This is a genomic window from Methylobacterium sp. J-043 (assembly GCF_022829505.1).
GTDB lineage: Bacteria > Pseudomonadota > Alphaproteobacteria > Rhizobiales > Beijerinckiaceae > Methylobacterium > Methylobacterium extorquens_A.
The window spans coordinates 78,327-103,725 of record NZ_JAKSYB010000028.1; the positions used below are offsets into that span (position 1 = coordinate 78,327).

23 protein-coding genes are annotated in these 25,399 nt (G+C 69.3%); 6 read left to right on the forward strand and 17 right to left on the reverse strand.

All coding sequences use genetic code 11. The features are described from left to right. Positions 1-289: 289 nt before the first annotated feature. On the reverse strand, positions 290-1,420 hold the full coding sequence (locus tag MKK50_RS04415; RefSeq protein WP_499020675.1) for a glycosyltransferase family 4 protein: 1,131 nt from the start codon (positions 1,418-1,420) through the stop codon (positions 290-292). A 130-nt stretch (positions 1,421-1,550) separates the two neighbouring features. Then, complete coding sequence (locus MKK50_RS04420) at positions 1,551-2,381, reverse strand: polysaccharide deacetylase family protein (protein WP_499020677.1); 831 nt, start codon at positions 2,379-2,381, stop codon at positions 1,551-1,553. Between the two features lie 204 nt (positions 2,382-2,585). On the opposite strand from MKK50_RS04420, the gene MKK50_RS04425 reads away from it, so the two are divergent. Continuing rightward, complete coding sequence (locus MKK50_RS04425; protein ID WP_499020679.1) at positions 2,586-3,584, forward strand: GNAT family N-acetyltransferase; 999 nt, start codon at positions 2,586-2,588, stop codon at positions 3,582-3,584. Between the two features lie 14 nt (positions 3,585-3,598). Beyond that, the gene (locus MKK50_RS04430; RefSeq protein WP_499020681.1) at positions 3,599-4,951 is read left to right on the forward strand and encodes a lipopolysaccharide biosynthesis protein; all 1,353 of its coding nucleotides are present in this window, start codon (positions 3,599-3,601) and stop codon (positions 4,949-4,951) included. Between the two features lie 180 nt (positions 4,952-5,131). Here MKK50_RS04430 and MKK50_RS04435 read toward each other — a convergent pair whose 3' ends face one another. After that, positions 5,132-6,025 carry a LysR family transcriptional regulator gene (locus MKK50_RS04435; RefSeq protein WP_253368837.1) on the reverse strand — a complete coding sequence of 298 codons (894 nt, stop codon included), beginning with the start codon at positions 6,023-6,025 and terminating at the stop codon, positions 5,132-5,134. Positions 6,026-6,171: 146 nt separating this feature from the next. Between MKK50_RS04435 and MKK50_RS04440 the strand changes: the two genes are divergently transcribed. Together MKK50_RS04440 and MKK50_RS04445 are read left to right on the forward strand one after the other, a co-directional pair. After that, on the forward strand, positions 6,172-6,897 hold the full coding sequence (locus tag MKK50_RS04440; RefSeq protein ID WP_253368839.1) for a pirin family protein: 726 nt from the start codon (positions 6,172-6,174) through the stop codon (positions 6,895-6,897). 38 nt (positions 6,898-6,935) lie between these two features. After that, a complete protein-coding gene (locus MKK50_RS04445) occupies positions 6,936-7,802 on the forward strand; it encodes an NmrA family NAD(P)-binding protein (protein WP_253368841.1) in 867 nt (288 codons plus the stop codon). 352 nt (positions 7,803-8,154) lie between these two features. Here MKK50_RS04445 and MKK50_RS04450 read toward each other — a convergent pair whose 3' ends face one another. The 5 genes from MKK50_RS04450 to MKK50_RS04470 all read right to left on the reverse strand — a co-directional run bounded on the left by MKK50_RS04450 (position 8,155) and on the right by MKK50_RS04470 (position 15,323). After that, the gene (locus MKK50_RS04450; RefSeq protein WP_499020683.1) at positions 8,155-9,180 is read right to left on the reverse strand and encodes a patatin-like phospholipase family protein; all 1,026 of its coding nucleotides are present in this window, start codon (positions 9,178-9,180) and stop codon (positions 8,155-8,157) included. 332 nt (positions 9,181-9,512) lie between these two features. After that, on the reverse strand, positions 9,513-9,725 hold the full coding sequence (locus MKK50_RS04455; protein WP_253368845.1) for a DUF4287 domain-containing protein: 213 nt from the start codon (positions 9,723-9,725) through the stop codon (positions 9,513-9,515). A 219-nt stretch (positions 9,726-9,944) separates the two neighbouring features. Next, a complete protein-coding gene (locus MKK50_RS04460; RefSeq protein ID WP_499020685.1) occupies positions 9,945-13,148 on the reverse strand; it encodes an error-prone DNA polymerase in 3,204 nt (1,067 codons plus the stop codon). Then, positions 13,145-14,647: a DUF6504 family protein gene (locus MKK50_RS04465; RefSeq protein ID WP_499020687.1), complete on the reverse strand. Its 1,503-nt coding sequence runs from the start codon at positions 14,645-14,647 to the stop codon at positions 13,145-13,147. The genes MKK50_RS04460 and MKK50_RS04465 overlap by 4 nt, the downstream gene beginning before the upstream one ends. Further along, a complete protein-coding gene (locus MKK50_RS04470) occupies positions 14,562-15,323 on the reverse strand; it encodes an ImuA family protein (protein ID WP_499020689.1) in 762 nt (253 codons plus the stop codon). Before MKK50_RS04470 ends, MKK50_RS04465 begins: the two co-directional genes overlap by 86 nt. A gap of 391 nt (positions 15,324-15,714) precedes the next feature. Between MKK50_RS04470 and MKK50_RS04475 the strand changes: the two genes are divergently transcribed. Further along, complete coding sequence (locus MKK50_RS04475; protein WP_253368853.1) at positions 15,715-16,119, forward strand: response regulator; 405 nt, start codon at positions 15,715-15,717, stop codon at positions 16,117-16,119. A 167-nt stretch (positions 16,120-16,286) separates the two neighbouring features. Here the strand turns inward: MKK50_RS04475 and MKK50_RS04480 are convergent, their stop codons facing one another. The 9 genes from MKK50_RS04480 to MKK50_RS04520 form a co-directional block, all read right to left on the reverse strand. Then, a complete protein-coding gene (locus MKK50_RS04480; RefSeq protein ID WP_012255637.1) occupies positions 16,287-16,748 on the reverse strand; it encodes a peptidylprolyl isomerase in 462 nt (153 codons plus the stop codon). A gap of 3 nt (positions 16,749-16,751) precedes the next feature. After that, entirely contained in the window at positions 16,752-17,198 is a 447-nt protein-coding gene (locus MKK50_RS04485) for a UCP034077 family protein (protein ID WP_499020691.1), read from the reverse strand. Between the two features lie 68 nt (positions 17,199-17,266). Continuing rightward, entirely contained in the window at positions 17,267-17,809 is a 543-nt protein-coding gene (locus MKK50_RS04490; protein ID WP_253368859.1) for a peptidylprolyl isomerase, read from the reverse strand. A gap of 25 nt (positions 17,810-17,834) precedes the next feature. After that, entirely contained in the window at positions 17,835-18,338 is a 504-nt protein-coding gene (gene coaD / locus MKK50_RS04495) for a pantetheine-phosphate adenylyltransferase (RefSeq protein WP_499020693.1), read from the reverse strand. A gap of 143 nt (positions 18,339-18,481) precedes the next feature. Then, positions 18,482-19,306: an outer membrane protein gene (locus MKK50_RS04500; protein WP_253368863.1), complete on the reverse strand. Its 825-nt coding sequence runs from the start codon at positions 19,304-19,306 to the stop codon at positions 18,482-18,484. 219 nt (positions 19,307-19,525) lie between these two features. Continuing rightward, entirely contained in the window at positions 19,526-22,261 is a 2,736-nt protein-coding gene (gene gyrA, locus MKK50_RS04505) for a DNA gyrase subunit A (RefSeq protein ID WP_253368865.1), read from the reverse strand. A 298-nt stretch (positions 22,262-22,559) separates the two neighbouring features. After that, on the reverse strand, positions 22,560-23,123 hold the full coding sequence (mobA, locus tag MKK50_RS04510; RefSeq protein ID WP_499020883.1) for a molybdenum cofactor guanylyltransferase MobA: 564 nt from the start codon (positions 23,121-23,123) through the stop codon (positions 22,560-22,562). Between the two features lie 65 nt (positions 23,124-23,188). After that, positions 23,189-24,325: an Mrp/NBP35 family ATP-binding protein gene (locus MKK50_RS04515; protein WP_499020695.1), complete on the reverse strand. Its 1,137-nt coding sequence runs from the start codon at positions 24,323-24,325 to the stop codon at positions 23,189-23,191. 91 nt (positions 24,326-24,416) lie between these two features. Then, entirely contained in the window at positions 24,417-24,689 is a 273-nt protein-coding gene (locus tag MKK50_RS04520) for a hypothetical protein (protein WP_499020884.1), read from the reverse strand. A 155-nt stretch (positions 24,690-24,844) separates the two neighbouring features. Between MKK50_RS04520 and MKK50_RS04525 the strand changes: the two genes are divergently transcribed. Continuing rightward, entirely contained in the window at positions 24,845-25,348 is a 504-nt protein-coding gene (locus MKK50_RS04525) for a pyridoxamine 5'-phosphate oxidase family protein (RefSeq protein ID WP_499020696.1), read from the forward strand. The last annotated feature ends 51 nt before the right edge of the window (positions 25,349-25,399 follow it).

Genomic DNA, 25,399 nt, shown 5'->3' on the forward strand with positions numbered 1-25,399 from the left:
AGTAAGATGTTGTAAAAATATCACAAATAGGTCCCGTGTATTCCCAATTTGATGTAGAATGTTATTCGCTTCCGCATGAGGCGCTCGACCGCTCGATAAAGCTGAGTCGTGTCCGTTTTTGACTATCGACCAAGGCTTGACCCTGAGCCGCCTGGATACATCGAGCATCGGCGCATTTGCGATCGAATCTAGCCTCGGCCCGGAGGGGCGGCAAACCTTCCCCCGCCATCAGCACCACGAACAAATTCGAACGCACCTCTCGTCGAGCGTCTCGAAACGGGTGGCGCGGTCAGGTGCGCGCCGCCAGAAGGGGCTCGAGGGCATCGAGATATCCGGTGACGGCCGCCTCGACCGTGAAGTGCGGGAGCGCGCGCGCCGCCGCATGTCGCAGGTCCCGGCGGCGGCCTTCGTCATCGAGGAGTTGCAGGGTTGCCTCGACCCAGTCCGCCACCGCCATCGGTCGCACCTCGCCGCAGCCATAGGCGTCGAGGAGACCACGGGCCGCGCCGGAATGGGGTGAGGCCAGCACCGGCGTCCCGCTCTGGAGCGCCTCCTGCACCACGATTCCCCAGACGTCGCCGCGGCTGGGAAACAGGAAGAGTCTGGCCGAGGCGTAGACCTCGGGCAGCGCCTCTTGGCCCAGGAAGCCGTCGAAGCGGGCGGTGAGGCCGGCCCCCGCGAAGCGCGCCTCCATCTCCCCCCGCAGCGGGCCGGCCCCCGCGACACGGACCGACAGGCGTCGGCCGCGGGCACAGCAGCCGAGCACCACGTCGGTGAAGAAGCGGGCGCCCTTCACCTCCTCGTTCAGCATGCCGCAGAACAGGAGGTCGTAGGTCCGCTCGGTGTCGGGCGGGGGCGGGGCGGGCGGCGTCCAGGCCGGAAAGAGCGGGCTCAGGACGAAGTTCCGGGCCGGCAAGCCGTAGCGGGCGAGCACGGCGCCGCTGCCCTCGCTCGGTCCGATCCCGGCGGCGGCCCCCGAGACGATGGCGCGGCGCAGCCAGCGATGCGGGGCCGAGCGCGCGCCCGGATCAGTCTCGGGCACCCCGTCGGTACGGATCAGTGTCGGGACGCGCCGCAGGCGCGCGGCGCCCGCCGCGAACAGCATGGTCGGCGAGAAGTCGTTGAGCACCAAAGCCGCCGGCTGGAGGGCCGCGAGCCGCGTCACCACCGCCGGGTTGACGTAGAGGTTGCGGATCGAGGAGCGGTGCCAGCGCAGGCCCGGCAGCACCGTGTGCCGGTAGAGCCGCGGCGGCGGCATCACCCATTGCCGGGCGCTCTCGCGCGGGGTGCAGGACAGGACGTGCAGGGCCCGGCCGTCACGGCCGGCGAGCCGTTCCGCCAGACGCTCGTAGAGGACGTGCGTGTAGGGCGCGAGCGCCCCGGTCACGACGACGATCGGGCGCATCGCACCGGCTGCCATGGACGGCGACCTCAGGTCAGGCGCCGCAGGCCCGGCGCCGGTCAGTTGGGATAGAGCATCGTGCCGAAAGATGATCACCGGCTTTCGGAAAAAGACGATGCGGACACAAGAGTCGAGAGCGGGAATCGTCTCAAGCCGTCTCCCGCGCCCGCCATCCCGTCCTGCGGCCGCCCATCAGCGCTTCGAAATCGGAGACCGGCCAATGCGGCTCGACCACGTGGCGGGGCATCGCCGGCAGATCCGCGGCACTCAGCGCCCGGCCGCGCCGCGTGGTGAAGAAAGTCCGGTAGCCGCTTTCCAGGGCCAGCGCCGGGTCATGCTCCGGATCGAAATCGTGGACGGCGACACCCCAGGGGCAGGCGAAATGGCGGATCTCCCGGCCGGTCAGGGCCGCAAGGTCGCGCCGGGAGCGGGCGATCTCGTCGGCGACCCGCGCGCGGTCGAGCCGACTCAGGCGCTGGTGTGTGGCGGTGTGGGATCCGATGTCGAGACCGTCGGCGCACCAGGCCGCGATCTCGGCCCGGCTCATGTAGAGGCGCCCGCTCGGGGACAGGGACGGCGCCCGGTCGAGGCCGGGCGGTGTGTTCGGCGGCGCGTCGATCCAATCGCTGATCAGGAAGACGATGCCCGGAATGCCCAGGGCCCGCAGAACGGGACGCGCCACCTCGAAGGTGTCGGCATAGCCGTCGTCGAAGGTGACGAGGAAGGCGCGGTCGCGGGCGGGCCAGCCCGCGGCGAGACGCTCGGCAGCCCCGTCGGCATCGATGAAATCGCCGTGCCGGCCGAGATGGCGCAGTTGCGCGGCGAAACGATCCTGCTCGGCTTCGGGCACCTGATGGTAGCACAGGGTGTAGAGACCGGGCTCGGCACAGGCCAGGGACTTGAACAAGGCGCTCCCGCGCAGGGCGAGTGCGCGCAGGGCCGGAGCGCGGCGCAACGTCGTCTTGACCCAGTGCTTCATCCCGGCCTCACCCTCCCATACAAGCACCTATCACAGCAATAACCTGATGGCATCTGAACAAATCATCCCGATCACCCGTGGTTAATCTCGCATATTGGTTTCATTATTACTGACGGTGCGCTGGCTCGCCCCTTGCTGATCAGTGTCAGGCAGGCCATGGCCTGTCCCGCGCCGGAACGGCCGGCACGGAAAGGATGTTCGAAGGTGGGGCAACTGACGGTCGTCGATGTTACGGACGATCCCGATTGGGACGCGGCGGTCTGGCATCAGCCGGGCGCCAACCTCTATGCGTCGCGTCGCTGGGGCGAGTACAAGCGCTGCATCGGCTGGGACGTGCGCCGGCTCGCCATCCGCGCCGGCGACGGACAGGCGCTCGCCTATGCCCAGGTTCAACGCCGTCGCCGCTGGCTCGGCCACATCGTGCTGGCGCAGGGCTGCCCGGTCCTGACACATCTCGGAGAGAAGCGGGCGGAGGCGGTGTTCCGCGCCTTCCTCGGCCATCTCGAACTCGGCCGCCTCGATCTGCTCGGCGTGAACTACCAGCAGTTCCAGACGCCGGCGGCGGTGCTGGCCCTGCTCGGCCACGGCTTCGCACCGGTCGTCACCACCCGGACGCATACGCTGGAACTCGACCTGACCGAGGAGATGGAGCGGATCCGCTCCGCCATGGAGGGTCGCTGGCGCGACGTGCTCAAGACCGCCGAGCGAAACCCGGATCTCACGACCACATTCCCGACCGGTCCGGCCGAGCGGCTGGCCGCCTTCGAGACCTTCGGCCGCCTCTACGATGCCCTGAAGCGGCGCAAAGGCTTCCGCAACAGCCTCGACACGGCAGCCTTCCGCGATCTCGCCGCGAACGACCCGAACCTCCTGTTCCTCGAAATGCGCGAGCGCGACGAACCCGTTCTGGTGCGGATCATCCACCGGGCGGCGAACCGCTGGACCGATTTCTACGTCGCCTCGAACGAGCGGGCCAAGGCGACCGGTGCCGGCCGCCTCGCCCTCTGGCGCCTGATCGAGCGGGCCAAGCGCGAGGGGGCCTCGGTGCTCGATCTCGGCGGCATCGACCCCGCCGGCAACCCGGGCGTCACCGAATTCAAGCGCGGCGCCAGCCGCAACGTCGTGGCGTCCAACCCGCTCTGGCTGTTCAGCCGGAGCCGGGCGATGCGCCGCGCCGCGACGGCCATCCTGGCCACGCGCTGAGCAGGAAATCCGCGATGCCCGAAGCCCACACCGCGCCCTCCCTGCCGGCAGGTCTGCTCCGGCGCGTCGCCGGCCTCGTCCGGCGCCCACCGGCCGCGCTCACCGCCCTGGCCGACCAAGGCGTCGTCAGCGGCTTCGGCTTCGTCAGCGGCATCGTCGCCGCCCGCCTGCTCGGCATCGCCGAGTTCGGGCATTTCGCGATGATCCTGATCGTGCTCACCTTCGCACAGGCCCTGCACAACGCCGTCATCACCGCGCCGATGATGACGCTGGTCGGCGCCCGCAGCGGCGTCTCGACGGCCTATGCCGCGACCATCCTCGCGGGCGCCTTCCTGCTCTGCGTGCCCGGTGCCGTCTTCGTGGTCATCGCCCTCCTCATCGCCGGGATGTCGGGCGAGACGCTTCTGGCGGCCTGCGCCCTGATGCTGGCGCAGAACCTCCAGTTCACCCTGCGCCGCCTCCTGTTTGCGGAAGGTCGGGGCGTGCAGGCGCTGCTCATGGATTTCGCCCGGGCCGCGAGCTTTCCCTTCGTCGCCGTGCTGATCTGGCTGGAGCACGACGTCATCGGCGGCAACGGCTTCGTCTGGCTCCTTGCCGCGACCTCGTTCGCGACCTGCCTGCCCTTCATCGTCACGTTCGGCCGGCCGATCCTGCGCCGGCCCGGTTGCGTGCAGACCGGTGCGGTCATCCGGCGCCACATCCCGCTCGCGCGCTGGCTCCTGCCGATCGTCTTCGTCACCTTCGTCCAGGAGCAACTCGTCTGGCTGGTCGCAGGCTCGACCCTCGGCCTCGACGCGCTCGGCGGCCTCAGGGCGGCACAGTACCTCGTCGGGACCGTGCTACTCCTGCTCTCCGCCACGGAGAACGTCCTGCCGGTGGCCGCCGCGCGCGCCCATTCCGAAGGCGGGGAGGCGGCCCTGCGCGGCTACCTGCTGCGCACGGGCGTGAAGCTCGGAGTGCCGATCGTCACGATCCTCGCGGTCCTCGCCATTCCCGGCGAGATGTGGCTGCGCCTGATCTTCGGAACCGAGTACGCGGCTTATGCCAACTGCCTGCGCATCCTCTCGATCAGCGTCGTGATCGTGCTGGCCCGCGACCTCACCTCGAACTACTTCCGCGCCAAGCAGAACACGCGGGTTCTGTTCGAGTCGCTGTGCGTGAGCATGGTGGTGTCGCTCGCCGTGGTGGTCCCGCTGATGCGGGCCGGCGGGGTCAGCGGCGCCGCGGCGGCGGTGGGGGCGGGGCACCTCGCTTCCCTCATCTACCTCGTGCTGGCCGCCCGGCGGCAATCGCGCCCGGCCTCGGCGTGGCCGATCCCGGGCCGGTCGCGGCGCTCGGTCGGGCCGGCCAAGTCGGCACAGACCTGAGCACCGGCGGGGATCGGGGTGAAATGCAGCCGGCTTGACTGGGCGGGAGACCGTTGCGGGTGGGAAGCGGGCCTTGGCCTTGCTTCCAGAAGCGGACGTTCCGCCTCCGACCCAACCACGCCATAGAGGGCAAGCGCCACTCTGCTCGTAAGCAGACATCGGCCGCTGTCACCGATGTGATCATGCCGTCAGGGGCTCGCCCGCAAAAAAGTCGACCATGAGGTCGATCAACGCCCGGAGCCGCCGGCTCGGTAGGCGACCGGAGGCGTGCACGATCCAGACCTCCTCCGGGTCGCCGTGCCGTTCCCCCAGGACGACGAGGCGCCCCTCGGCGAGATCGCCGGCAGCTATCGTCTGGGGCAGGAAGGCCGCCCCGGCACCGGCCAGCACCGCGTCGCGGATCGCGAGGGGTGACGACAGGCTCAGGCGTGGGGTCGCCGGCACCCGCACCGGACCGCGCTTCCCGGCGAGCACCCAGCTACCGTCGTCGCCCCAACCACGGCGCACGACCGCCGGCCATGTCAACGATTGCGGTGCCGCGCCCGCGCATCCGAGGCGCTCGATCAGGGACGGTGCCGCGACTAGTAGGAGTCGATTGCGCCCGAGCCGGCGTCCGCTCAGCAGGCTGTCGGGTGGCGGGTTGACCCGCACGGCCGCATCGAAGCCTTCCCGGAGGAGGTCGACTTTGCGGTCGTCGACGACGGCTTCCAGCAGCACCTCAGGGTGCTGGGCGGCGAACTGGGCCGCGATCCGCCCCAGGACCGTATAGCCGAGCAGTACCGGCACGCTGATTCTCAGGCCGCCCCGCAGAGGGGCGTCGCCCGGGCTGAGTTGATCCTCCAGATCCGCAAGACCGGTGACGAGGCCCGCGGCCCGCTCCCGGAGTTCGTCACCCTCGGGAGTGAGGCGGAGGCGTCGCGAGTTGCGCTCCATCAGCCTGACGCCGAGCGATTGCTCCAGGGCAATGATCCGGCGCGACAAGGTCGACTTGGGCAGGCCGAGGACGCGCCCCGCCTCGGCGAAGCTGCCGTGCTCCGCCACGACCAGGAAGTCCCGTACCGCGTTCAGGTCCATCGTCGTTGCATAATCGGGACGCACCGTCCCTGTCGACCCCGCTTCACGACGCGTCCGAAGGGCTTACATCGTCCCATATGCAAGACGCCGAACGCGAGGGCCGGATGCCCGGCGATGCGGCCCGCGCCAACCGAGGACGCCACCCCATGCAGATCCTTCGCGCCTACCAGAGCCAGACGCACGGGAAGGACGACTTCCAGGTCCGTCGCGTGCGCCCCGGTGCCATCGGCGGTCCCGAGGCCGACCCCGCCCTCGGTCCCCTGGCCGCCATCGACCACGCGAAGCTCAAGCCCGGCAAGGTCGTGAAGATGCACGAGCACCAGAACGACGAGATCCTGAGCTACATGTGGCGCGGGATCATGGTGCACGAGGACAGCACCGGGCAGCGCATTCCCATCTCGGCCAGCAAGCTGATGATGATGAATGCCGGCGAGAGCTTCTGGCACGAGGAGAGCGTGCCGGACGAGCCGGTCGAGATGCTCCAGATCTTCGTGCGGCCACGTGAGGCCGACCTGCCCGCGATGGTCGCGTTCCACGACCGTCCCGACGGCGCATCCGAGGGCCAGTGGGGGTGGGTCGCCGGTCCCGAGGAGAGCGGCGCCCCCCTGATCATCCGCAACGAGGTCCGCCTCTACGACGTGCACCTGCACGACGGCCAAGAGGTTGAGGTACCGGCCGTCGAGGGGATGACGCCGTTCCTTTACGTCATCGACGGCGTCGTCGAGATCGGCGGCGAACGCCTCGGCAGCGGTGACGCCGTCAGCGACCGGGCGCTGCCCACGGTGCGGGCCGCCTCCGACGCCTCGTTGGCGCTGTTCCTCGTCGACACGACCGCCACCGGCTCGAAGGCCGGGACAATCAGCGGCCACTGAGCCGCTCCCCATTCAATCCCTTCAAGACGGAGACGACCATGACCATTCTCGTGACAGGTGCGACCGGGACCATCGGTTCGCAGGTTGTGCAGCGCCTCGCCGATCAGGGGGCGTCCGTCCGTGCCCTCGTGCGCGACAAGGGCAAGTACCAAGGACCGGCAGGCGTCGAGCCCGTGCAGGGCAACATGTCCGACGTTGCCTCCACCCGGGAGGCGCTCAAGGGCATCGACACGCTGTTCCTGCTCAACGCCGTTGCGGCCGACGAAATGACCCAGGCGCTCCTGACACTCGACCTGGCTCGCGAGGCCGGGATCAAGCGGTTCGTCTACTTCTCGGTGCTCAACAGCGCCCTGTTCGACGACGTGCCGCACTTCGCCGGCAAGAACCTCGCCGAGCGGGTCATCGACACGCAGGGGTTCCCAGCCACCGTCCTGCGGCCGGCGTACTTCATGCAGAACGACCTGATGTTCAAGGACGCCCTGAAGGCCGGCGTCTACCCGCAGCCCATCGGCGACGTGGGGCTCGCCATGGTCGATGCCCGGGACATCGCCGATGCAGCCGCAGCCGAGCTGCTGCGCCGCGAGCGTGCCCCCCATCCGCTCCCCCGGACGACCATCGAGGTGGTCGGCCCCGACACCCTGACGGGAGCCGACATCGCGGCGATCTGGTCCTCGGTCCTCGGCCGCGACGTGAATTACGGCGGCGATGACCTCGCGGCCTTCGAGGAGCAGGCCGGTAAGATGATGCCTGGCTGGCAGGCGCGCGACCTCAGGACGATGCTGCGGGCGTTCCATCGCTACGGCATGGTCCCCGGTCAGGACGCCCGCGCGACGCTCGAAGCCCTGATCGGCCATCCCCTGCGCAGCTACCGCGCCTTCGCCGAGGAGACGGCATCCGGCTGGTAGGCCATCCGCCCGATCCGAGGTCCCGGGCGAACGCCGGTCCGGGACGCCTTAACGCTCGCGGCGACGACCTTTTTGAAGGAGCCTCTGCACGACATGCTCGGCGCGATCCCGAATTTGCACGCCTGGATAGCGCGGATCGGCGAACGCCCGGCGGTCAAGCGCGGCATGGACGTGCCGAAAACCTGAGTGGCTCCCGTGCCGGAATGAATGTCGGCTTTTTGAGACGGTCGTTCAAAAGCAGCCCCTCGCAAACTTAAGATTGTAAATCCGCGACCGCTGAGCATCGTCTGCCTCCGACAGCCTGACATCATTCAAGTCGATGTTTTCTTGGCATCCGGCCGTCGCCGTGCCGTCACGGGCACGCGTAGCGGAAGCGCCCACTGGAAGTCGGCAGTTGGGTCAACCGGTCGAGACCGCGCTCCATGTCGTGGACGCCCGCCTGCCAGCGGTCGCGGATCGAGGAGGGGGAGAAGTCGAAGCTCTTCGAGGCGAGCTGGTCCGCGCCGGCCTGATGGACGATGTGCAAGAGCGTCGCGGAGGGGCCGTCCGGATCCAGCCGCTCGCGCAGAGCATAGGTGCGCGCCAATCCCGATACCGCGCGCCGAGCGGCGCTGGCGAAGATGAGATCGTTGGCCCGCTCCAGCACCGCGTCGAGCGAGCGCGGCCGGTCGGCCCGCAGCGAGAACAGGTCGAGGGCGATGCAGAGCAGATCGCGGGTCGGCTCGGGCTCGAACAGCGGATCGAGGGGCAGGTTGTTGGTGTAGCCGGCATCGCACAGCATGCGGCCGTCGATCTCGACCGGGGGAAAGGCCGGCAGCAGGGCCGCGCTGGCCAGGATGTGCTCGGGCCGGATCGCCTGATGGGTGTTGTCGAAGAACACCTCCTCGCCGGTCGCCACGTCGATGCAGGCGATGGTGAGCCGGATTTCGGCCCGGTTCAGGCGTTCGAAGTCGACCAGACGCTCGAGCGTGGCGCGCAGGGGCCTGTGGTCGAACAGGGCGACGTCGTCGGGCACCCAGGGCAGGGCCGACCACAGACCGGGATAGCGGTGCGTGAAGATGCTGGGCCGCCCCCAGGCCAGCGTCAGGAGCGAGTGGAGCGCATTGTAGTATTGGCGCGGCTTCAGGAAATCGGTTCCGGAAAGGCCGGTCTGCAGGGTCGCCTTGTTCCAGAATTGGTGGAGCCGCTCGATCCGGTCCTCCGGTGCGTTGCCGGCGATGATCGCCCCGGTGATCGCCCCCATCGAGGCGCCCACCAATCGGTCCGGCCGGATGCCGCGGGCCTGCAGAACCTCGAAGGCGCCGGCATGGTAGGCACCGAGCGCATTGCCGCCGCCGAACACGATGGCGGTGTCGCGCGGTTGGGAAACTCTCTGCATCGAGGAAACGGACCTTTTCTGCGCGGTGGCCCGAGCCAGACCGCGCCCGTTCGCAGGATCATCGTGGCCCCTCGCGCTCGGGCTAACCCGGCGGCCGGCCTTCCTGTTCTCGATCCATCGACCGGGGGGCGCTGCGGTCGGCGAGGGATGGCGGAAATCGAGGCTTGCTCGCACAGGCATGCCGCTTCGCCGCCTCGGCCTGAGTGCCGCGAAGCGGCCCCGAAAAAGGAAGCACGCGTGCTGCAGAGCGCCGGTCGAGGCCGCCGCTTCGCGTCGGCACCTCGGGATCAGAGTGCGGGCCGCGAACGATGAGGGATCGCCCCGGCGAGCGATCAGCTCCGTTCCGCCGCGAGGACGTGCGCCACGATCGCGTTGGCGTGCCCGTGCCCCATGCCGTGGTCCGTCTTCAACATCGCGACCAAGTCCATGTGCTTGGCCGGAAGCCTCTTGCGCACGATCTCCTGCCACGCGCCGATGGGACGCCCATACGTCTTCTCGATGGACGGAAAGTATGAGGCCGGTCCCTTGATCGGTTCAGCGGACATGTCGAGACAGGCTCCGGGAGAGGCGGGCTGAGGGCATCCGTCACGGACGGCCCGTGCCGCGGAGCCATCTACGGGGCGAGACGGGTCGCGCGTCAACGCCCCGCCCTAGAGCATCGTCCCGAAAGGTGGCCGCCGGCTTTCGGAAAAGACGATGCAAAGACAAGAGTTTAAGGCATCGTCCTGGATCCGATATCCAAGACGACGCTTTAGGTGTCGAGCCTACCGGAAATTCCGCGCCCGCACCGGCAGCGCGGCCTCACGCGGATCGGGGCGGACGCCCTGGCCGGTCTCGTCGCCGCGGCCGGTGCGCAGGGCGATCGGCGCCTCGTCGATCCGCTGCAGCAGGCCGGAGCGGTCGAACAGCTCCGCGGCCACGAGGTGGATCACCGCGCCGACCCGCTGCACCCGTCCGCGGCAGGCCATCAACCGGGCGCCGAGCACGACCCGGCGCTGCCGGTCGAACAGCTCGGGGCGGACGATCAGGTTGGCGATGCCGGTCTCGTCTTCCAGGGTCATGAACATCGTGCCCTTGGCCGAGCCCGGCCGCTGGCGCATCAGAACGATCCCGGCGACGACGATCTGCGCCCCGTTGTCCGCCCGCTCGAGTGCCGCGCAGGGTCGTGCGCCCAGATTGGTGAGAGTCTCGCGCAGGAAGGCGAGGGGGTGCGCGCGCAGGCTGAGGCCCTTGGCGCAGTAATCGGCGACGACCTCGCCGCCCGCGCTCATCGTCGGCAGCGATACGGCGGGTTCGGCCATCTGTGCCGGCTCGGCCTGCATCGGTGCGGACAGGGCGGCGAAGAGCGGCAGGGGATCGGGCCGCAGGGCCTTGACCGCCCAGGCGGCCTCGCGCCGGTTGAGCCCGAGCGAGCGGAAGGCGTCGGCCCGCACGAGGCAGGTGAGGCTCGCCGCCGGCAGGCCGGTCCGGTCCGCTAGCTCGGGCAGGGAGGAGAAGGACCGCCCGCCGCGTGCCGCCGCGAGGCGCTGTCCGTCCCGCTCGGGCAGGCCGCCCGCGAGGCGCAGGCCGAGCCGCACCGCGAAGAGTTTTCGGCCCTTACCGAGTGACTCCAGGGTGCAGTCCCACTGTGAAAAATTCACATCGAGGGGGCGGATCTCGACGCCGTGGGCGCGGGCGTCGCGGACGATCTGCGCGGGGGCGTAGAAGCCCATCGGCTGCGCGTTCAGCAGCGCGGCGCAGAACACATCCGGATGGTGGCACTTCATCCACGAGGAGGCGTAGGCCAGGAGCGCGAAGGAGGCGGCGTGGCTCTCGGGAAAGCCGTAGGAGCCGAAACCTTCGAGCTGCTTGAAGGTGCGCTCGGCAAAGTCGCGGGCGTAGCCGTTGGCGACCATGCCCTCGACGAGGCGGCTCTGGAAGCGGTGGACGCCGCCGGTGAACTTGAAGGTCGCCATGGAGCGGCGCAGCTCGTCCGCTTCCGTGGCGGAGAAGCCGGCGCCGACCATCGCCACCTGCATCGCCTGCTCTTGGAACAGCGGCACGCCGAGGGTCTTCTCCAAGACGGCCCTCAGTTCCGGCGTCGGGTAGGTGACCTCTTCGAGACCCTCGCGGCGGCGCAGATAGGGGTGGACCATGTCGCCCTGGATCGGGCCGGGGCGCACGATCGCCACCTCGATCACGAGATCGTAGAATTCTCTGGGCTTCATCCGCGGCAGCATCGCCATCTGGGCGCGGCTCTCGATCTGGAACACGCCCAACGTGTCGGCACGCCGGATCATCGCGAAGGTCGGCTCATCCTTTGAGGGGATCGAGGCGAGGTCGTGCGGATCGTTCTTGACCTCGACCAAGAGGTCGAAGGCGCGGCGCAGGCAGCCGAGCATGCCGAGCCCGAGCACGTCGACCTTCATGAACTTGAGGGCGTCGATGTCGTCCTTGTCCCACTCGATGACTTGACGGTCGGCCATGGCCGCGGGCTCGACCGGGACCAGCTCGTCGAGCCGGTCCAGCGTCAGGACGAAGCCGCCGGGATGCTGCGAGAGGTGGCGCGGCGTGCCGATGAGTTCGCGAGCGATCTCCAGGGTCAGGCGCAGGCGCCGGTCGTCGGGGTTGAGGTTGAGTTCGCGCAATTCACGCTCGCCGACGCCCTCGCTGCTCCAGCTCCAGGTCATGCGGTTGAGGGCGCCGGTCATGTCCTCGGGCAGGCCCATCACCTTGCCAACCTCGCGGAGCGCCCCACGCGAGCGGAAGCGGCTGACGATGGCAGTCAGCGCCGAGCGGTGGCGTCCGTAGGTTTCAAAGATCCACTGGATCACCTCCTCGCGGCGCTCGTGCTCGAAATCGACGTCGATGTCGGGCGGCTCGCGGCGCGCTTCCGAGACGAAGCGCTCGAACAGCAGGTTCTGCCGCGTCGGATCGATCGAGGTGATGCCGAGACAGAAGCAGACCGCGGAATTGGCCGCCGAGCCGCGCCCCTGGCACAGGATTTTTTCGCGATTGGCGAAGGCGACGATGGATTCGACCGTGAGGAAATAGGGGGCGTAGGCCAGCCGCCCGATGAGGTCGAGTTCGTGGTGCAATTGGCGGGTCACAGGCTCCGGTACGCCAGCCGGATAGCGCCGCGCCGCGCCGGCCCAGGTCAGGCCTTCCAGGCGCTCCTGCGGCGAGAGCCCGTCCTCGCGGCTTTCCGTCGGGTAGGTGTAGGCGAGGTCGTCCAGCGAGAAGGTGCAGGCCGCCGCGATCTCAGCCGTTCGCGCCAGCGCCTCGGGAAAGCGCGCGAACAGGCGCGCGGTCTCCTCCGGCGCCTTGAGGAAGCGGTCGGCGTGGCGCTCCTTGGCGAACCCCGCCCGGTCGATGGTCAGCCCGAGCCGGATGCAAGCCACCACGTCCTGCAGCCGGCGCCGCCCCGCGACATGGTAGAGGATGTCGCCGGTGGCGACGACCGGCACCCGCGCGGCGCGGGCGGCGGCGGCCAAAGCGTCGAGCCGGTCCGCGTCGTCGGGGCGGAAGCGGCGCGTCAGCGCGAGGGAGGCACGGGCACCAAACAGGCTCTTGAGGCGCACGAGATCGTTCGGCAGCGCCGGCCCCGGATGCTCGGCGAGCAGGATCGCGAAAAGCCCCTCCTGCCACGCCTCCAGATCGCGCCATGTCAGGCGGCAGCGGCCCTTGCCGCCCCTGGCCTTGCCCAGACTGAGCAGGCGGCTGAGCCGGCCGTAGGCGGCCCGGTCGGTGGGGTAGACGAGGAGCGGCGAAGCCAGGTCGTCGAGGTCGAGCCGGCAGCCGACCACGAGGCGCACGCCCGTCACCTTCGCCGCCTGATGCGCCCGCACCATTCCGGCGAGCGAGCCGTGGTCGGTCACGCCCACAGCCGGGATGCCGAGCAGGCTGGCGGCCGCGAACAATTCCTCCGGGCTCGAGGCGCCACGCAGGAAGGAGAAGTGCGTCGTGACCTGAAGCTCCGGCGTGCTCACGCCTCGCCGAGCCCGTGCAGCCACCAGCGCCCGTTGGCCTCCACCGGCGCATCGCGAAAAAGCCAGAAGCGCTCGCCGGCCTCCGTCTCGACCCGGTAATAGTCGCGGGTCAGCGCGGCCTCCGCGTCCGCCACCCACCACTCGCCGAGGATGCGCTCCGGCCCGTCGGCCCGCGCGATGCGATGGCGGATGTTGCGCCAGACGAAGAACAGCGGCGGCGCGTCGGGGATCTCGGCCATCGCCGTGACCGGCTCCGGCGGCGCCAGGAGGCGGGCCGGGCGCGGCAGGTCGGCAGGCCAGAGCGCGCCGAGGGGGGCGGCCAGAGCCGGCACGCGGCGCACCGCCCGCTCGGGCAGGTCGCTCTCCACCGGTGCCAGCCGGTAGACGCGGGCGGCACCGAGGCGCACCAGCAGGGTATCGACCAGGGCGGCAAGGTCCGGCGCCTGCGGGCCGGCGGCGAGATGGGTGGCTTGGCGCTCGGCCAGGGGCTCGACCCGCGAGGCGGAGAGGACCGCTTCCTCGATACCGAAGCCGGGATCGATCAGCGCGAGGCGCTCAGTGAGCAGCCGGGCGAGGTGGGCGGCGTCGCGACTCGGCCCCGCCGTGCCGATGCGGATCGCCTGATCGAGGCGATCGACGCGGGCGAAGACGAGGTCGAGCCGGCGCGCGCCGAGGCCGCGCCGTTCCAGTTCCGGCACGAGCCGGGCGCAGAGGTCGGCGACGACCCGTTGCAGGCTCTCATGGGCGCCGACCGGCTCGGCGAAGCGCAGGGCCACCCGCGGCGTCTCCGGCGCGTCGAGTGCCGCCAGCGGCTCCGGCGCATGCCCGAGCGCCCGGTCGAGCCGGAACAGGATCTCGGCACCGAAGCGCAGCCGCAAGGCCGCCCGCGGCTTGTCGCCGAGCTGGCCGATGCGGGTGAGGCCGACATCCTGCAGCGCCCGCACGGCCTCGAAGCCGAGCCGGAGCGCCGCCACCGGCAGGGGGGCCAGCACCCGCGCCGCGTCGCCGGAGGGCACGATTCCCCCCTCGCCGAAGCGGGCCACACCCCAGGCGCAGCCCGGCGTGTCGGCGAGCGCGAGCCGCGCCAGGATGCCCGTCCGTTCCAGGCGGGCGGAGAGGTCGGCGAGCAGCGGGGCCTCGCCGCCGTGGAGGTGGGCGGCGCCGGTGATGTCGATCAGCAGTCCGTCGGGCGGGTCGAGCGCGACGATCGGCGCGTAGCGCTGGCACCACAGGCCGAGTCGCGCCAGCGCCGCGGCATCCGCCTCGAAATCGGCGGGGACGAGGTGGAGGCCCGGCACCATTGCGCCGGCATGGGCTGCGCTCATGCCCGGTCGCAGGCCGAGGCGGCGGGCAGCGGCGTCCACGTCGGCGAGCCCGCGCCGGGCACCGTCCTGCGCCACGGTGGCAAGCGGCTCATCCGGCGGCGCGGCGCTGGACCCGCTCCGGCGCAGCCGGTCGGTCGGCCAAGCCGGCAGGTACAGCGAGACGACCCTGCGCATCGCAAGCCTCCACGATCCAAGCCCCCGGCGCCCCACCACGGCAGCGCTGCAAGTCGAGCCGCCAGCGCGGCCGGCCCATGCGACGGTTCGTTCCTTCCGAGGGGGCGGGCGCCACCCGCCAGCGGGTTCGCGCGGCGCTGGGCTCCGGCTCGACGGCCTCGCCCGCGCAGAGGCGGTGCACAACGAGCGCGGTAACGCCCGAGCCCTCCGCCGCGAGTTGGAGCCGGCGGGAGGGGGTGAGCGTCATGCGGGTCAGTTCACCGACGACGCCGGCCAGCCCACGATGGCGCAGGCCCTCTTCCATGGCGGGCAGCACCTCGGCATCCCGCCACGTCTCGCAATAGACCACCCGGTCGGGATGCAGCCCGACCCGGGCGAGGGCGGGCGCGAACAGGTCTCGGCTGTGCAGGCACCACAGCACCGGCCCGTCGAGCCGGGCGAGGATGCCGCCGGCAAACAGCACGGCGGTGGCGGCGTAACGCCCGCGCGGGCCGCCCTCATGGATCTGGTGGAGCGCCCCGAGGGCCAGCCCGCCACCGGGCAAAGCCGCGTCGAGCCCCGCAACCCCGAAGGGGAGGGCGCGAGGGTCCGCCGGCTCGCTGCCGGTCCCGGAACGGTCCGTCAGGCGGCGAAGCGCGTCCAGCGTCGGCACGTCGTGGGAGCGGAGAGGGGGCATGGGCCTGGGTTCGGGAGGGCTTGAGGGTGCCGTTCAGAACAAACAGTGAACACACCTGAGCCGTAACCCGTCAACCGCTCTTGCGTTGCCATCCCTGTTGAAAATGCGGATTTTATTCCGGTCGCGCCCTTGACCCCGGTTCGGCGGGCTGGCGGCGTACCAAGCCCTGCACGCAGAGCGGGTGCGACGGCTTATCTCACGCAAATCCGCATGCCGACCCGACCCGAGAGCAACAAATCCGGGCGCTGTTGCCCTTGAACGACAGACGTTTGCCCGCGCTGTCCTATCGTATTGTCTGCCGGGGACTTTGCCGGAGGATGTCGTATGGGATGCGCAATCTGCGTCTTTCCTGCGAGCTCTCTAGATTTATCAGGGTCATGAGTGACCAGTCATGAGTGACGCACGACCCACAGGCCACCGGCCCGTCATTCTCGTCGTCGAGGATGAACCCGACGAGCGCTACCTCGCGGCCGAGCTGCTGGAGGAGAAGGGCTTCGAGGTCATCGAGGCCGAGACGGCCGAGCGTGCGCTCGACATCCTGCACCAGCGGGGCGACGGGATCGACGTGGTGTTCTCGGACGTGCGCACGCCGGGCACGATCGGAGGCTTCGAACTCGCGCGGATCATCGGTGTGACGTGGCCGCGCATCCGCCTGCTGCTGACCTCGGGCGACGCGGGCGACCAGCCGAGCGACCTGCGCGTCACCGCGACCTTCATGCCCAAGCCCTGGCGGGCACCGGAAATCCTGACGTGGCTCGAAGAGGCCGCGGGGCTCAGGGAGCCGCCGGAAGGTTAGACCGACCGGATCATCGCGACATTGGAGCATCGTCCTGGATATGGGATCCAGAACGATGCTCTAGGTTATTGTTTTAGCATGGTCTTTTCCGAAAGCCGGTGGCCACCTTTCGGGATGATGCTCTAGCCGCCCCTCTCCCCGCATACGAGGAGAGGGGGAAAACCGGCTTACGCCGCCGCGACGGTCGCCTTCACGATCCGGTCCGGATCGCGCACGGGCTCGCCGCGCTTGATCGTGTCGACCACTTCCATGCCCTCGATCACCTTGCCCCAGACCGTGTACTGGCGGTCGAGGAAGCGCGCGTCGGAGAAGCAGATGAAGAACTGCGAATTCGCCGAGTGCGGGAAGTTGGTGCGCGCCATCGAGCAGGTGCCGCGCACGTGCGGCTCGGCGTTGAACTCGGCGTTGAGGTCGGGCAGCTCCGAGCCGCCCGAACCGGTGCCGGTCGGGTCGCCGGTCTGGGCCATGAAGCCGTCGATGACGCGGTGGAACGGCACGCCGTCGTAGAAGCCCTGGGTCGTCAGCGTCTTGATCCGCTCGACGTGGTTGGGGGCGAGGTCGGCGCGCAGCGCGATGACGACGCGGCCCTTGGTGGTCTCAAGGACGATGGTCTCGTTCGTCTCTGCCATGAGTTAAATTCCCTGTCCTTTAGGTCCGTCGTAGATGAAGCGCAGCGCCAGGGGGCGCCCCGCGATGGCTCCGCCGAGAGCCGGGGTGAGCCGGACCGGCGTGCAGCGGGCGATCGCATCGAGCGTCGCCCGAATCAGGATGTCCCGGGCTCTCGCATCGCCCGGCGTCTTCGCAAACGGCGTTTTGGCGAAGGTGATCTGCGGCGTACCGATCACCGAGCCGTCCCGGCGCAGAGAGAGACGCGCCGTGATCTCCGCGCGCTCGAACCGGCTGAGCCCCTCGGGCGCCTTCCAGCAGGCGGCCAGCGCCGGGTAGAGCGCCTTCAAGGTATCGGCCGGGGCCGTCGCCGTGTCACCGGCGGGCAGCGGCACATGCTGCGTACCCCGCAAGGTTTGGGGCAGGGTGCGCCAGGGTTCAATGCCGCCGAACGCATCGGCCTCGCCCGCCATGATCGGGGCGATCGGGGCAAGGCAGGCGGCGAGGATGCAGACCCCGCGGCGCGATGGCCGGCGGGCCGCTATTGGCCGCCTCCGGCGAGCGTCATCTTCACGATCTTGTCGGGGTTCTGCACGGAGCCGTTATCGGCCTTGGAGCCCTTCTTGATCTTGTCGACCACGTCCATGCCCGAGGTGACGACGCCGACGACGGTGTAGTTGTTGTTCAGGAAGTCCGCGTCGCCGAGGCAGATGAAGAACTGCGAGTTGGCCGAATTCGGGCTGCCCGAGCGGGCCATGCCGACCGTGCCACGCTTGAACGGCGCGGAAGAGAACTCGGCGGGGATGTTGGGCAGGCTGGAGCCGCCGGTGCCGTTGCCCTTGGGATCACCCGTCTGGACCATGAAGCCGTCGATGACGCGGTGGAACTTCAGGCCGTCGTAGAAGCCTTGGCCGATCAGCGTCTTGAGCTGCTTGACGTGCTTGGGTGCGATCTCCGGGCGCAGTTCGATCGTGACCCGCCCGTCCTTGGTCTCGAGCGTCACGGTGTTCTCGCCGGCCCGCGCCGGGGCGGCGAAGAGCATGGCGGAGAGGGCGAGTCCGAGGACGGCGTGGCGGCGATTCATGCGGGCAAAAGCTCCGTAGTGGGGATCAGGATTTGGCAAAGCGAGCGGCAAGCCGCGCGGCGACGACCGGCGGCACGAAGGGGGAGACGTCGCCGCCCATGGCCGCGATCTGGCGCACCAGGGTGGCGGTGATCGGGCGCACGCCGGTGGAAGCGGGCAGGAACACGGTCTGAACCTCGGGCGCCATCGCGCCGTTCATGCCGGCGAGTTGCATCTCGTAATCGAGGTCGGTGCCGTCGCGCAGCCCCCGGATGAACAGGCGCGCCCCGCAGCGACGGGCGGCCGTGACGGCGAGATCGTCGAAGGTGACGACCTCCAGGCTCGCGCCCTCGGCCGCGGCGAGCGGCTCGCAGGTCTCGCGCAAAAGGGCGGCGCGCTCCTCGGCCGTGAACAGCGGCGCCTTGCCGGGATGCACGCCAATGGCCAGCACCAGCCGCGGCACGAGGCGGCAGGCCTGTCGCACCACGTCGAGATGGCCGTTGGTGACCGGATCGAAGGAACCGGCGTAGAGCGCTGTACGGGTCGTCACGGGAACGGGCCTAGAGCATTTTTCCCGCGAACGGAACCGCCGCCAACAGAAACGGGCGCCCCGGAGGGCGCCCGCTCGAACGAGATGGGGCTGGGATGAAAGGAGGCTCCGGTGGAACCGGAGCGCTCAGCCGGGCCTCCGGCTTAATAGGACCCGAACCCGAAATTCAGGCCGACGCGGGCCAGAGCGCCCTCCGTGCGGGATTCGAGGTTGTAGCCGACGCCGGGGCCGCCCGTGCTGCGGATCAGCACCGTGCGGCTGCCGAGGTCGTAGCGCAGGTACTCGGCCTTGACCGTCATCTGCAGGGACCCCGTGAGATCCAGGAAGGAATTGGCCGGGATCGCATACTCGATACCGCCGCCATAGGCGTAGCCGGTCTCGAGGCCGGAGCGGGCACCGGCATAGGTGATCGGCGTGCCCGTGCGGAAGACCGCGGCCGACGTGGCGGTGCCGTAGGCGAAGCCGCCGGTGCCGTAGACCAGGACGCGGTCGAAGGCGTAGCCGATACGGCCGCGCACGGTGCCGAGGAAGTCGAGGTCGGCGGCGTAGACGTTGCGGAGGACGTTCGGGTTGAGGGCGGGGTTGAAGATCGTCTCGGTGCGGCTGCGCGCCAGATCGAGATACTGCGCGTCGGTCTCGAAGCCGAAGACGAAACCGGTGCCCGGCGTGAGCTGGAAGTTGTAGCCGGCCTGGCCACCGATGCTGAACCCGTCCTGCGGCAAGGCGACGTTCGCGCGGCGCAGGCCGCCGGTCACGTTGGCCTGGAGCGCACCGATCCCGGTGGTCCGCAGGGTGTCGCTCTCGGTGTAGGCGTAGCCGCCGTTGGGGCCGAAATAGGCGCCCGTCCAGGCGAAGACGGGGACCGGCGTGAAGACCGGCGCCTCGGCGCGGCGCGGCAGGTCGGCGGCCAGCGCGGTTCCAGAAAGGAGGACGCCCGCGAGGCCGGAGAGGATCAGGGAGTTGCGCAAGGCTCGAACCGAAGGTGTGAGGAAAGCCGCACTTTCTCTACCGACGGTTGGGCACGAAAACTATGATATAACGGCAACAGTTATATTGAGACGACAACACCGCGTCATGACTTGAAGCGAATACTGTAATTCCGAAAATAATCCCGCATCACAAAATTTTGATCAGGATCGCTTGCCGAGCTGCGGAGGGGCCTGTTCGGCCCCTCCGCAGCCCTTCGATCAGGCGGCCTCTTCACCGTCGCCGTTGTCGTCTTCGCCCTCGATGTGCTCCACCGAGACGACACGCTCGGCCTTGTCGGTGTTGAACACCGTCACGCCCTGCGAGGCGCGGCCGACGATGCGGATGTCGTCCACCGGCACGCGGATGAGCTGGCCGGCATTGGTGACCAGCATGATCTGGTCCGAGGCCTCTACGGGGAAGGAGGCGACGAGGTTGCCGTTGCGGGCGTTGACCCGCATCGCCGTGATGCCTTTGCCGCCGCGGCCCGAGGTCCGGTACTCGTAAGACGAAGAGCGCTTGCCGAAGCCGCGATCGGACAGGGTCAGCACGAACTGCTCCGCGGCGCCCATCTCGTTGTAGCGCTCCAGCGAGATCGCCGTGGCCTCCGGGGTCTCCTCGGCCTCGGCCGGCTCGGCCTCCGCCTCGCCCGCATCGCCGATCACGGCCCGGCGCATCTTGAGATAGCCGGCCCGCTCCTCGGGCGAGGCGTCGAAGGCATTGAGGATCGCCATCGAGATGACCTTGTCGTCTTTGCCCAGGTTGATCCCGCGCACGCCGGTCGAGTCGCGGCCCTTGAAGACGCGCACATCCTCGACGGGGAAGCGGATGCACTGGCCGAGGGCGGTGGTCAGCAGAACGTTCTGCTCCGGCCGGCAGATCTCGACATGGACGATGTGATCGCCCGGATCGAGCTTCATCGCGATCTTGCCATTGCGGTTCACGGTCGTGAAGTCCGACAGCTTGTTGCGGCGGACATTGCCGGAGGCGGTGGCGAACATCACGTCGAGCGTGTCCCAGGACGTCTCGTCCTCGGGCAGCGGCATAATGGTCGAGATGCGCTCGCCCTCGTTCTGCAGGTGCAGGATGTTGACGAGCGCCTTGCCGCGCGCGTTCGGCGCGGCCATCGGCAAGCGCCAGACCTTCTCCTTGTAGGCCTGGCCCTGGTCAGAGAAGAACAGCACCGGCGTGTGGGTCGAGGCCACGAACAGCCGGGTGACGAAATCCTCGTCGCGCGTGCTCATGCCGGAGCGGCCCTTGCCGCCGCGGCGCTGCGACCGGTAGGTCGAGAGCGGCACACGCTTGACGTAGCCGGCATGGGACACGGTCACGACCATGTCCTCGCGGGCGATCAGATCCTCGTCCTCGACGCTGAAATCGGAATCGATGATCTCGGTCTTGCGCGGGGTGGCGAAGAGCGCGCGCACCTCGGCGAGTTCCGTCTTCACGATCGCCTGGATGCGGACCCGCGAGCGCAGGATGTCGAGGTAGTCGGCGATCTCGTCGGCGAGCTTCTTCAGCTCGTCGCCGACCTCGTCACGGCCCAGGGCGGTGAGGCGCTGCAGGCGCAGGTCGAGGATCGCGCGGGCCTGGATCTCCGAGAGCCGGTAGGTGCCGTCCTCGGCCACGCGGTAGCGCGGATCGTCCACCAGCGCGATCAAGGGGGCAATGTCGTGGGCCGGCCAGTCGCGGGCCATCAAGGCCTCGCGGGCGGTGTTCGGGTCCGGCGAGGTCCGGATCAGGCGGATCACCTCGTCGATATTGGCAACCGCGATGGCCAGACCGCACAAGACGTGGGCGCGCTCGCGCGCCTTGTTCAGCAGGAACTTGGTGCGCCGGGAGACGACCTCCTCGCGGAAGTCGTTGAAGGCGAGCAGCAGGTCCTTCAGGTTCATCAGCTCGGGGCGGCCGCCGTTCAGCGCCACCATGTTGCAGCCGAACGAGGATTGCAGCGGCGTGTAGCGGTAGAGCTGGTTCAGCACGACCTCGGCCATGGCGTCGCGCTTGATCTCGACGACGATGCGCATGCCGTCGCGGTCGGATTCGTCGCGCAGGTCCGAGATGCCCTCGACGCGCTTCTCCTTGACGAGTTCGGCGATCTTCTCGACCAGCGTCGCCTTGTTCACCTGATACGGGATCTCGGTGAAGATCAGCGCCTCGCGCTCCTTGCGCAGTTCCTCGACATGGGACTTCGCCCGCATGATGATCGAGCCGCGGCCCGTCGCGTAGGCCTGCCGCGTGCCCGCGCGGCCGAGGATCAGGCCACCGGTCGGGAAGTCGGGACCGGGCACGATCTCGTTGAGCGCCTCGATGGTCAGGCTCGGATCGTCGATGAGGGCGATGCAGGCGTCGATCAGCTCGCCGAGATTGTGCGGCGGGATGTTGGTGGCCATGCCCACCGCGATGCCGCCCGCGCCGTTGACCAAGAGGTTCGGGAAGCGGGCCGGCAGAACGGTCGGCTCCTCGTGCTCTCCGTCGTAGTTCGCCTGGAAATCGACGGTGTTCTTGTCGATGTCCGAGAGGAGCGCGCTGGCGGGCTTGGCCAGACGCGATTCGGTGTAGCGCATGGCCGCGGCCGGATCGCCGTCGACCGAGCCGAAATTGCCCTGCCCGTCGATGAGCATCAGGCGCATCGAGAAGTCCTGGGCCATGCGGACCAAGGCGTCGTAGATCGATTGGTCGCCGTGCGGATGGTACTTACCGATCACGTCGCCGACGATGCGGGCCGACTTGACGTAGCGGCGCTCGGGCAGGTGCCCGCTCTCGTGCGCCGCGAACAGGATGCGCCGGTGCACCGGCTTGAGGCCGTCGCGCGCGTCGGGCAGCGCCCGGCTCACGATCACGCTCATGGCGTAATCGAGGTAGGACCGGCGCATCTCGTCGGTGATGGAGACGGGCTTGATGTCGGTCGCGGGCGGGGGCGTGCCGGCGCCGGGTTGGTCGTTGTCGTCTGCCAACGTCGCTCTCTCGATCTACTGTTCGTTCCGACCGGAATCGAAAAACACCGCGGACCCGGTCCCGCCCGCGCCCTCATCCCGAAATGCCCGCGGAATGCGGGCCTCGAAGGATCCTCCAGTTCGCGTGCGATCCCTGGAGGATCCTTCGAGGCCTTTGCTCGCGCTTCGGCAACTCGGGATGAGGGTAGGGGCAAGATAGCCGTGGCCGACCAAAGGCCGTGGTCTCAGTTACTTAAATATGAATTCCGGGGGGCTTGCACAACATCCGGGCGCCTCCCAACGGTGCGTTGCCGGCCGGTCAGGAAACCCGCGCCAGCAACGCCTCGGCTGCGGCCAGATCCTCCGGCGCGTTGAGGTTGAGGAAGGGGTCGATCGGCTCGACCGGCCAGGAGGCCACCGCCGCCCCGTGCCGCTCGATGAAGCCGCCGACGCGCCGCTCGCCCGAAGCGAGCCAGCCGCGCAGATCCGCGCGGAGCGCCACCGGCCAAAGCGCGCTGGTGAAATGGCGCCGCTCGCCCGAGGCCGCGAGCGCGATCGGCCTGCCCTCCGCCACGGCTGTCGCAATGAGCCGCGCAACGAAGTCCTCGGGCAGGAAGGGCGCGTCGCCCGGCACGCTGACGATGTGGGACAGACCCGCTGCTTCGGCGGCTTCCAGCCCGGCGAGGATGCCGGCGAGCGGCCCCGGATGGTCCGGCACGGTGTCGGGCAGGACGGCTCCCGCGAACACCGCCCGGAAACGGGCCGGATCACCGTTGGCGCTGAGTGCGAGCCCACATGCGCATTGCGGGCCGAGCCGTTCGGCGACGCGCTCCAGCAGGGTGCGTCCGGCGAGCTGGCGCAGGGGCTTGTCGCCCCCACCCATCCGCCGCGACAGGCCGCCGGCCAGGATCAGGCCCAATGTGCCCGGACCGGAGACCGGAGAAGACCTCACTCGATGACGATCTTCGGCGCCGCGCGGCCGACAGGCGCACCGCTGAGGTTGGCCCAGAGTTTCTGGGCGATCTCGCGGTAGATCTTGGCCTGCGGCCCGTCTGGGTCGGTGGCGACCACGGGACGTCCGGCATCCGAGGTCTCACGGATCGCCATGGTGAGCGGGATCTCGCCGAGGAAGGGCACCTCCAGGCGCTCGGCCTCGTGGCGGGCGCCGCCATGGCCGAAGATTGCGGAAGCCGCCCCGCAATTCGGGCAGATGAAGGTCGCCATGTTCTCGATCACGCCGAGGATCGGCACCGAGACCTTGCGGAACATGGTCACGCCGCGGCGCGCGTCGATCAGCGCCAGATCCTGCGGCGTCGAGACGATGACGGCGCCCGACAGGGGCGTCGCCTGCGCCATGGTGAGTTGCGCGTCGCCGGTGCCGGGGGGCATATCCACGATGAGCACGTCGAGTTCGCCCCAGGCCACGTCGCGCAGCATCTGGGTGATGGCCGACTGCACCATCGGCCCGCGCCAGATCATCGCCGATTCCGGCTCGATCAGCAGGCCGATCGACATGGCTTTCAGCCCGTAGGCCTGGAGCGGCTCCAGGGTCTTGCCCTCGATCACCCGCGGCTTGCCGGAGAGGCCGAGAAGCTTCGGCACCGACGGGCCGTAGATGTCGGCATCGAGCAGGCCGACCTTGAGGCCCTGCGCACTCAAGCCGAGGGCGAGGTTGCAGGCGGTGGTCGACTTGCCGACGCCGCCCTTGCCCGAGGCCACCGCCACGATGTGGCGCACGCCCGGCAGCGCATTGCCCTGGCGCGGCGGGGCGCCGGGACCTCCGACAGCGCCTGTCGCTTGACGCGGGGCCGCGCCGGGGGCTGGCGGGTTAGGGGCCCGCTCCGAGGTCAGGCTCGCGAGCACGCTCGACACGCCGGGCAGCGTCAGGACGCGGCCCTCCGCCTCGCGCCGCACCGGCTCGAAGCGCTCGGCCTCGCTCGGATCGATCAGAATCGAGAACATCACCCGATTGCCCGGGTCGATCACCACCTGCGAGAGGCGGCCGGAATCGGGCAGGGTGGTGCCGCCGCGGTCGACCGTGACGGTCGAGAGTGCCTTCAGCACGTCGTCGCGCGTGATCGCCAAAACTCGAACTCCATCGGGCGCCGGGGCGGGCCATCCCGCTCCCGACCATCTAACCACCCTCGTGGCAAACGCCAGCCTTCAGGCTATGTTCTCAGCGCCGCCGCCCCGACGGAATGGCGATCAGGTTGCACGTTTCCATGGGTCCACGGACGACCGAGCCGTCGCCGCGCCGGTAAACGCCGCGGCGCACGTGCCGGCAGCCGACGGGGCCGCGCAGCCGCTTCACCCGCTCGACATGGACGCTGCGCGCACGCCGGTTCGAGAAGTCGTGGCCGCCGATCCGCACGCCGGGGCCGAAGCGCACCTCCGCAGAGGCCGGCAAAGCGGCGGCGGCCAGCAGCAGGGCCAGCAGCGCAACCCTCATCTCCTTCACCCGTCACTCTCCGGCAAAGCTTCGACCCACCCCTGAACCAAGATCGAACTCGCTCGTTGTCGAGGCAATCGCCGGGCAGCGGACCATCGATCGGGGACTCAGCCTGCCCGGCTCACGCCATCGACGACAGACGGAGTACGGATCTCATGCACCAGGGCAACCATCGCGACCACGAGGGCGCGAAGAAGCTCTTCGAGCTGGTCAAGGACGTCAAGGTCGCGATGCTGACCACCGCCGACCAGGATGGGACGCTCAACAGCCGCCCGATGTGGAACAACGAGATCGACGAGAACGGCGACATCTGGTTCTTCACCAAGCTGCACAGCCCGAAGACCGCCGAGATCGGCCGCGACAACCAAGTGAACCTCTCCTATTCCGACCCGTCGAGCCAGACCTACGTCTCGATCGCCGGCAAGGCCGAGGTGATCCGCGACCAGGCGCTGATCGACGAGAAGTGGCAGGAGAGCCTCAAGACGTGGTTCCCCAACGGCAAGAACGACCCGGAGGTCGGCCTGATCCGTATCCATCCCGAGCAGGGCGAGTACTGGGACAGCCCGTCCTCCACGATGGTTCACCTCTACGGCTACGTGAAGGCCTCGCTCACCGGCGAGAGCCCGAAGACCGAGACCAAGAAGGTCGACCTCGCCTGATTCTTCCTGGGAACGGGCCTCGTGCCCATTTCCGTCACGTCCGGCGCCCCT

What these genes read in the sequence shown, in the direction of transcription:
- MKK50_RS04525 (WP_499020696.1), top strand. Translation starts at nt 24,845, where the DNA reads ATGCACCAGGGCAACCATCGCGACCACGAGGGCGCGAAGAAGCTCTTC.
- MKK50_RS04450 (WP_499020683.1), bottom strand. Translation starts at nt 9,180, where the DNA reads ATGCAGAGAGTTTCCCAACCGCGCGACACCGCCATCGTGTTCGGCGGC.
- MKK50_RS04435 (WP_253368837.1), bottom strand. Translation starts at nt 6,025, where the DNA reads ATGGACCTGAACGCGGTACGGGACTTCCTGGTCGTGGCGGAGCACGGC.
- MKK50_RS04520 (WP_499020884.1), bottom strand. Translation starts at nt 24,689, where the DNA reads ATGAGGGTTGCGCTGCTGGCCCTGCTGCTGGCCGCCGCCGCTTTGCCG.
- MKK50_RS04490 (WP_253368859.1), bottom strand. Translation starts at nt 17,809, where the DNA reads ATGAATCGCCGCCACGCCGTCCTCGGACTCGCCCTCTCCGCCATGCTC.
- MKK50_RS04455 (WP_253368845.1), bottom strand. Translation starts at nt 9,725, where the DNA reads ATGTCCGCTGAACCGATCAAGGGACCGGCCTCATACTTTCCGTCCATC.
- MKK50_RS04470 (WP_499020689.1), bottom strand. Translation starts at nt 15,323, where the DNA reads ATGCCCCCTCTCCGCTCCCACGACGTGCCGACGCTGGACGCGCTTCGC.
- MKK50_RS04430 (WP_499020681.1), top strand. Translation starts at nt 3,599, where the DNA reads ATGCCCGAAGCCCACACCGCGCCCTCCCTGCCGGCAGGTCTGCTCCGG.
- MKK50_RS04415 (WP_499020675.1), bottom strand. Translation starts at nt 1,420, where the DNA reads ATGGCAGCCGGTGCGATGCGCCCGATCGTCGTCGTGACCGGGGCGCTC.
- MKK50_RS04475 (WP_253368853.1), top strand. Translation starts at nt 15,715, where the DNA reads ATGAGTGACGCACGACCCACAGGCCACCGGCCCGTCATTCTCGTCGTC.
- MKK50_RS04465 (WP_499020687.1), bottom strand. Translation starts at nt 14,647, where the DNA reads ATGCGCAGGGTCGTCTCGCTGTACCTGCCGGCTTGGCCGACCGACCGG.
- MKK50_RS04445 (WP_253368841.1), top strand. Translation starts at nt 6,936, where the DNA reads ATGACCATTCTCGTGACAGGTGCGACCGGGACCATCGGTTCGCAGGTT.
- MKK50_RS04420 (WP_499020677.1), bottom strand. Translation starts at nt 2,381, where the DNA reads ATGAAGCACTGGGTCAAGACGACGTTGCGCCGCGCTCCGGCCCTGCGC.
- MKK50_RS04485 (WP_499020691.1), bottom strand. Translation starts at nt 17,198, where the DNA reads ATGGCGGGCGAGGCCGATGCGTTCGGCGGCATTGAACCCTGGCGCACC.
- MKK50_RS04480 (WP_012255637.1), bottom strand. Translation starts at nt 16,748, where the DNA reads ATGGCAGAGACGAACGAGACCATCGTCCTTGAGACCACCAAGGGCCGC.
- mobA (WP_499020883.1), bottom strand. Translation starts at nt 23,123, where the DNA reads ATGGGTGGGGGCGACAAGCCCCTGCGCCAGCTCGCCGGACGCACCCTG.
- MKK50_RS04440 (WP_253368839.1), top strand. Translation starts at nt 6,172, where the DNA reads ATGCAGATCCTTCGCGCCTACCAGAGCCAGACGCACGGGAAGGACGAC.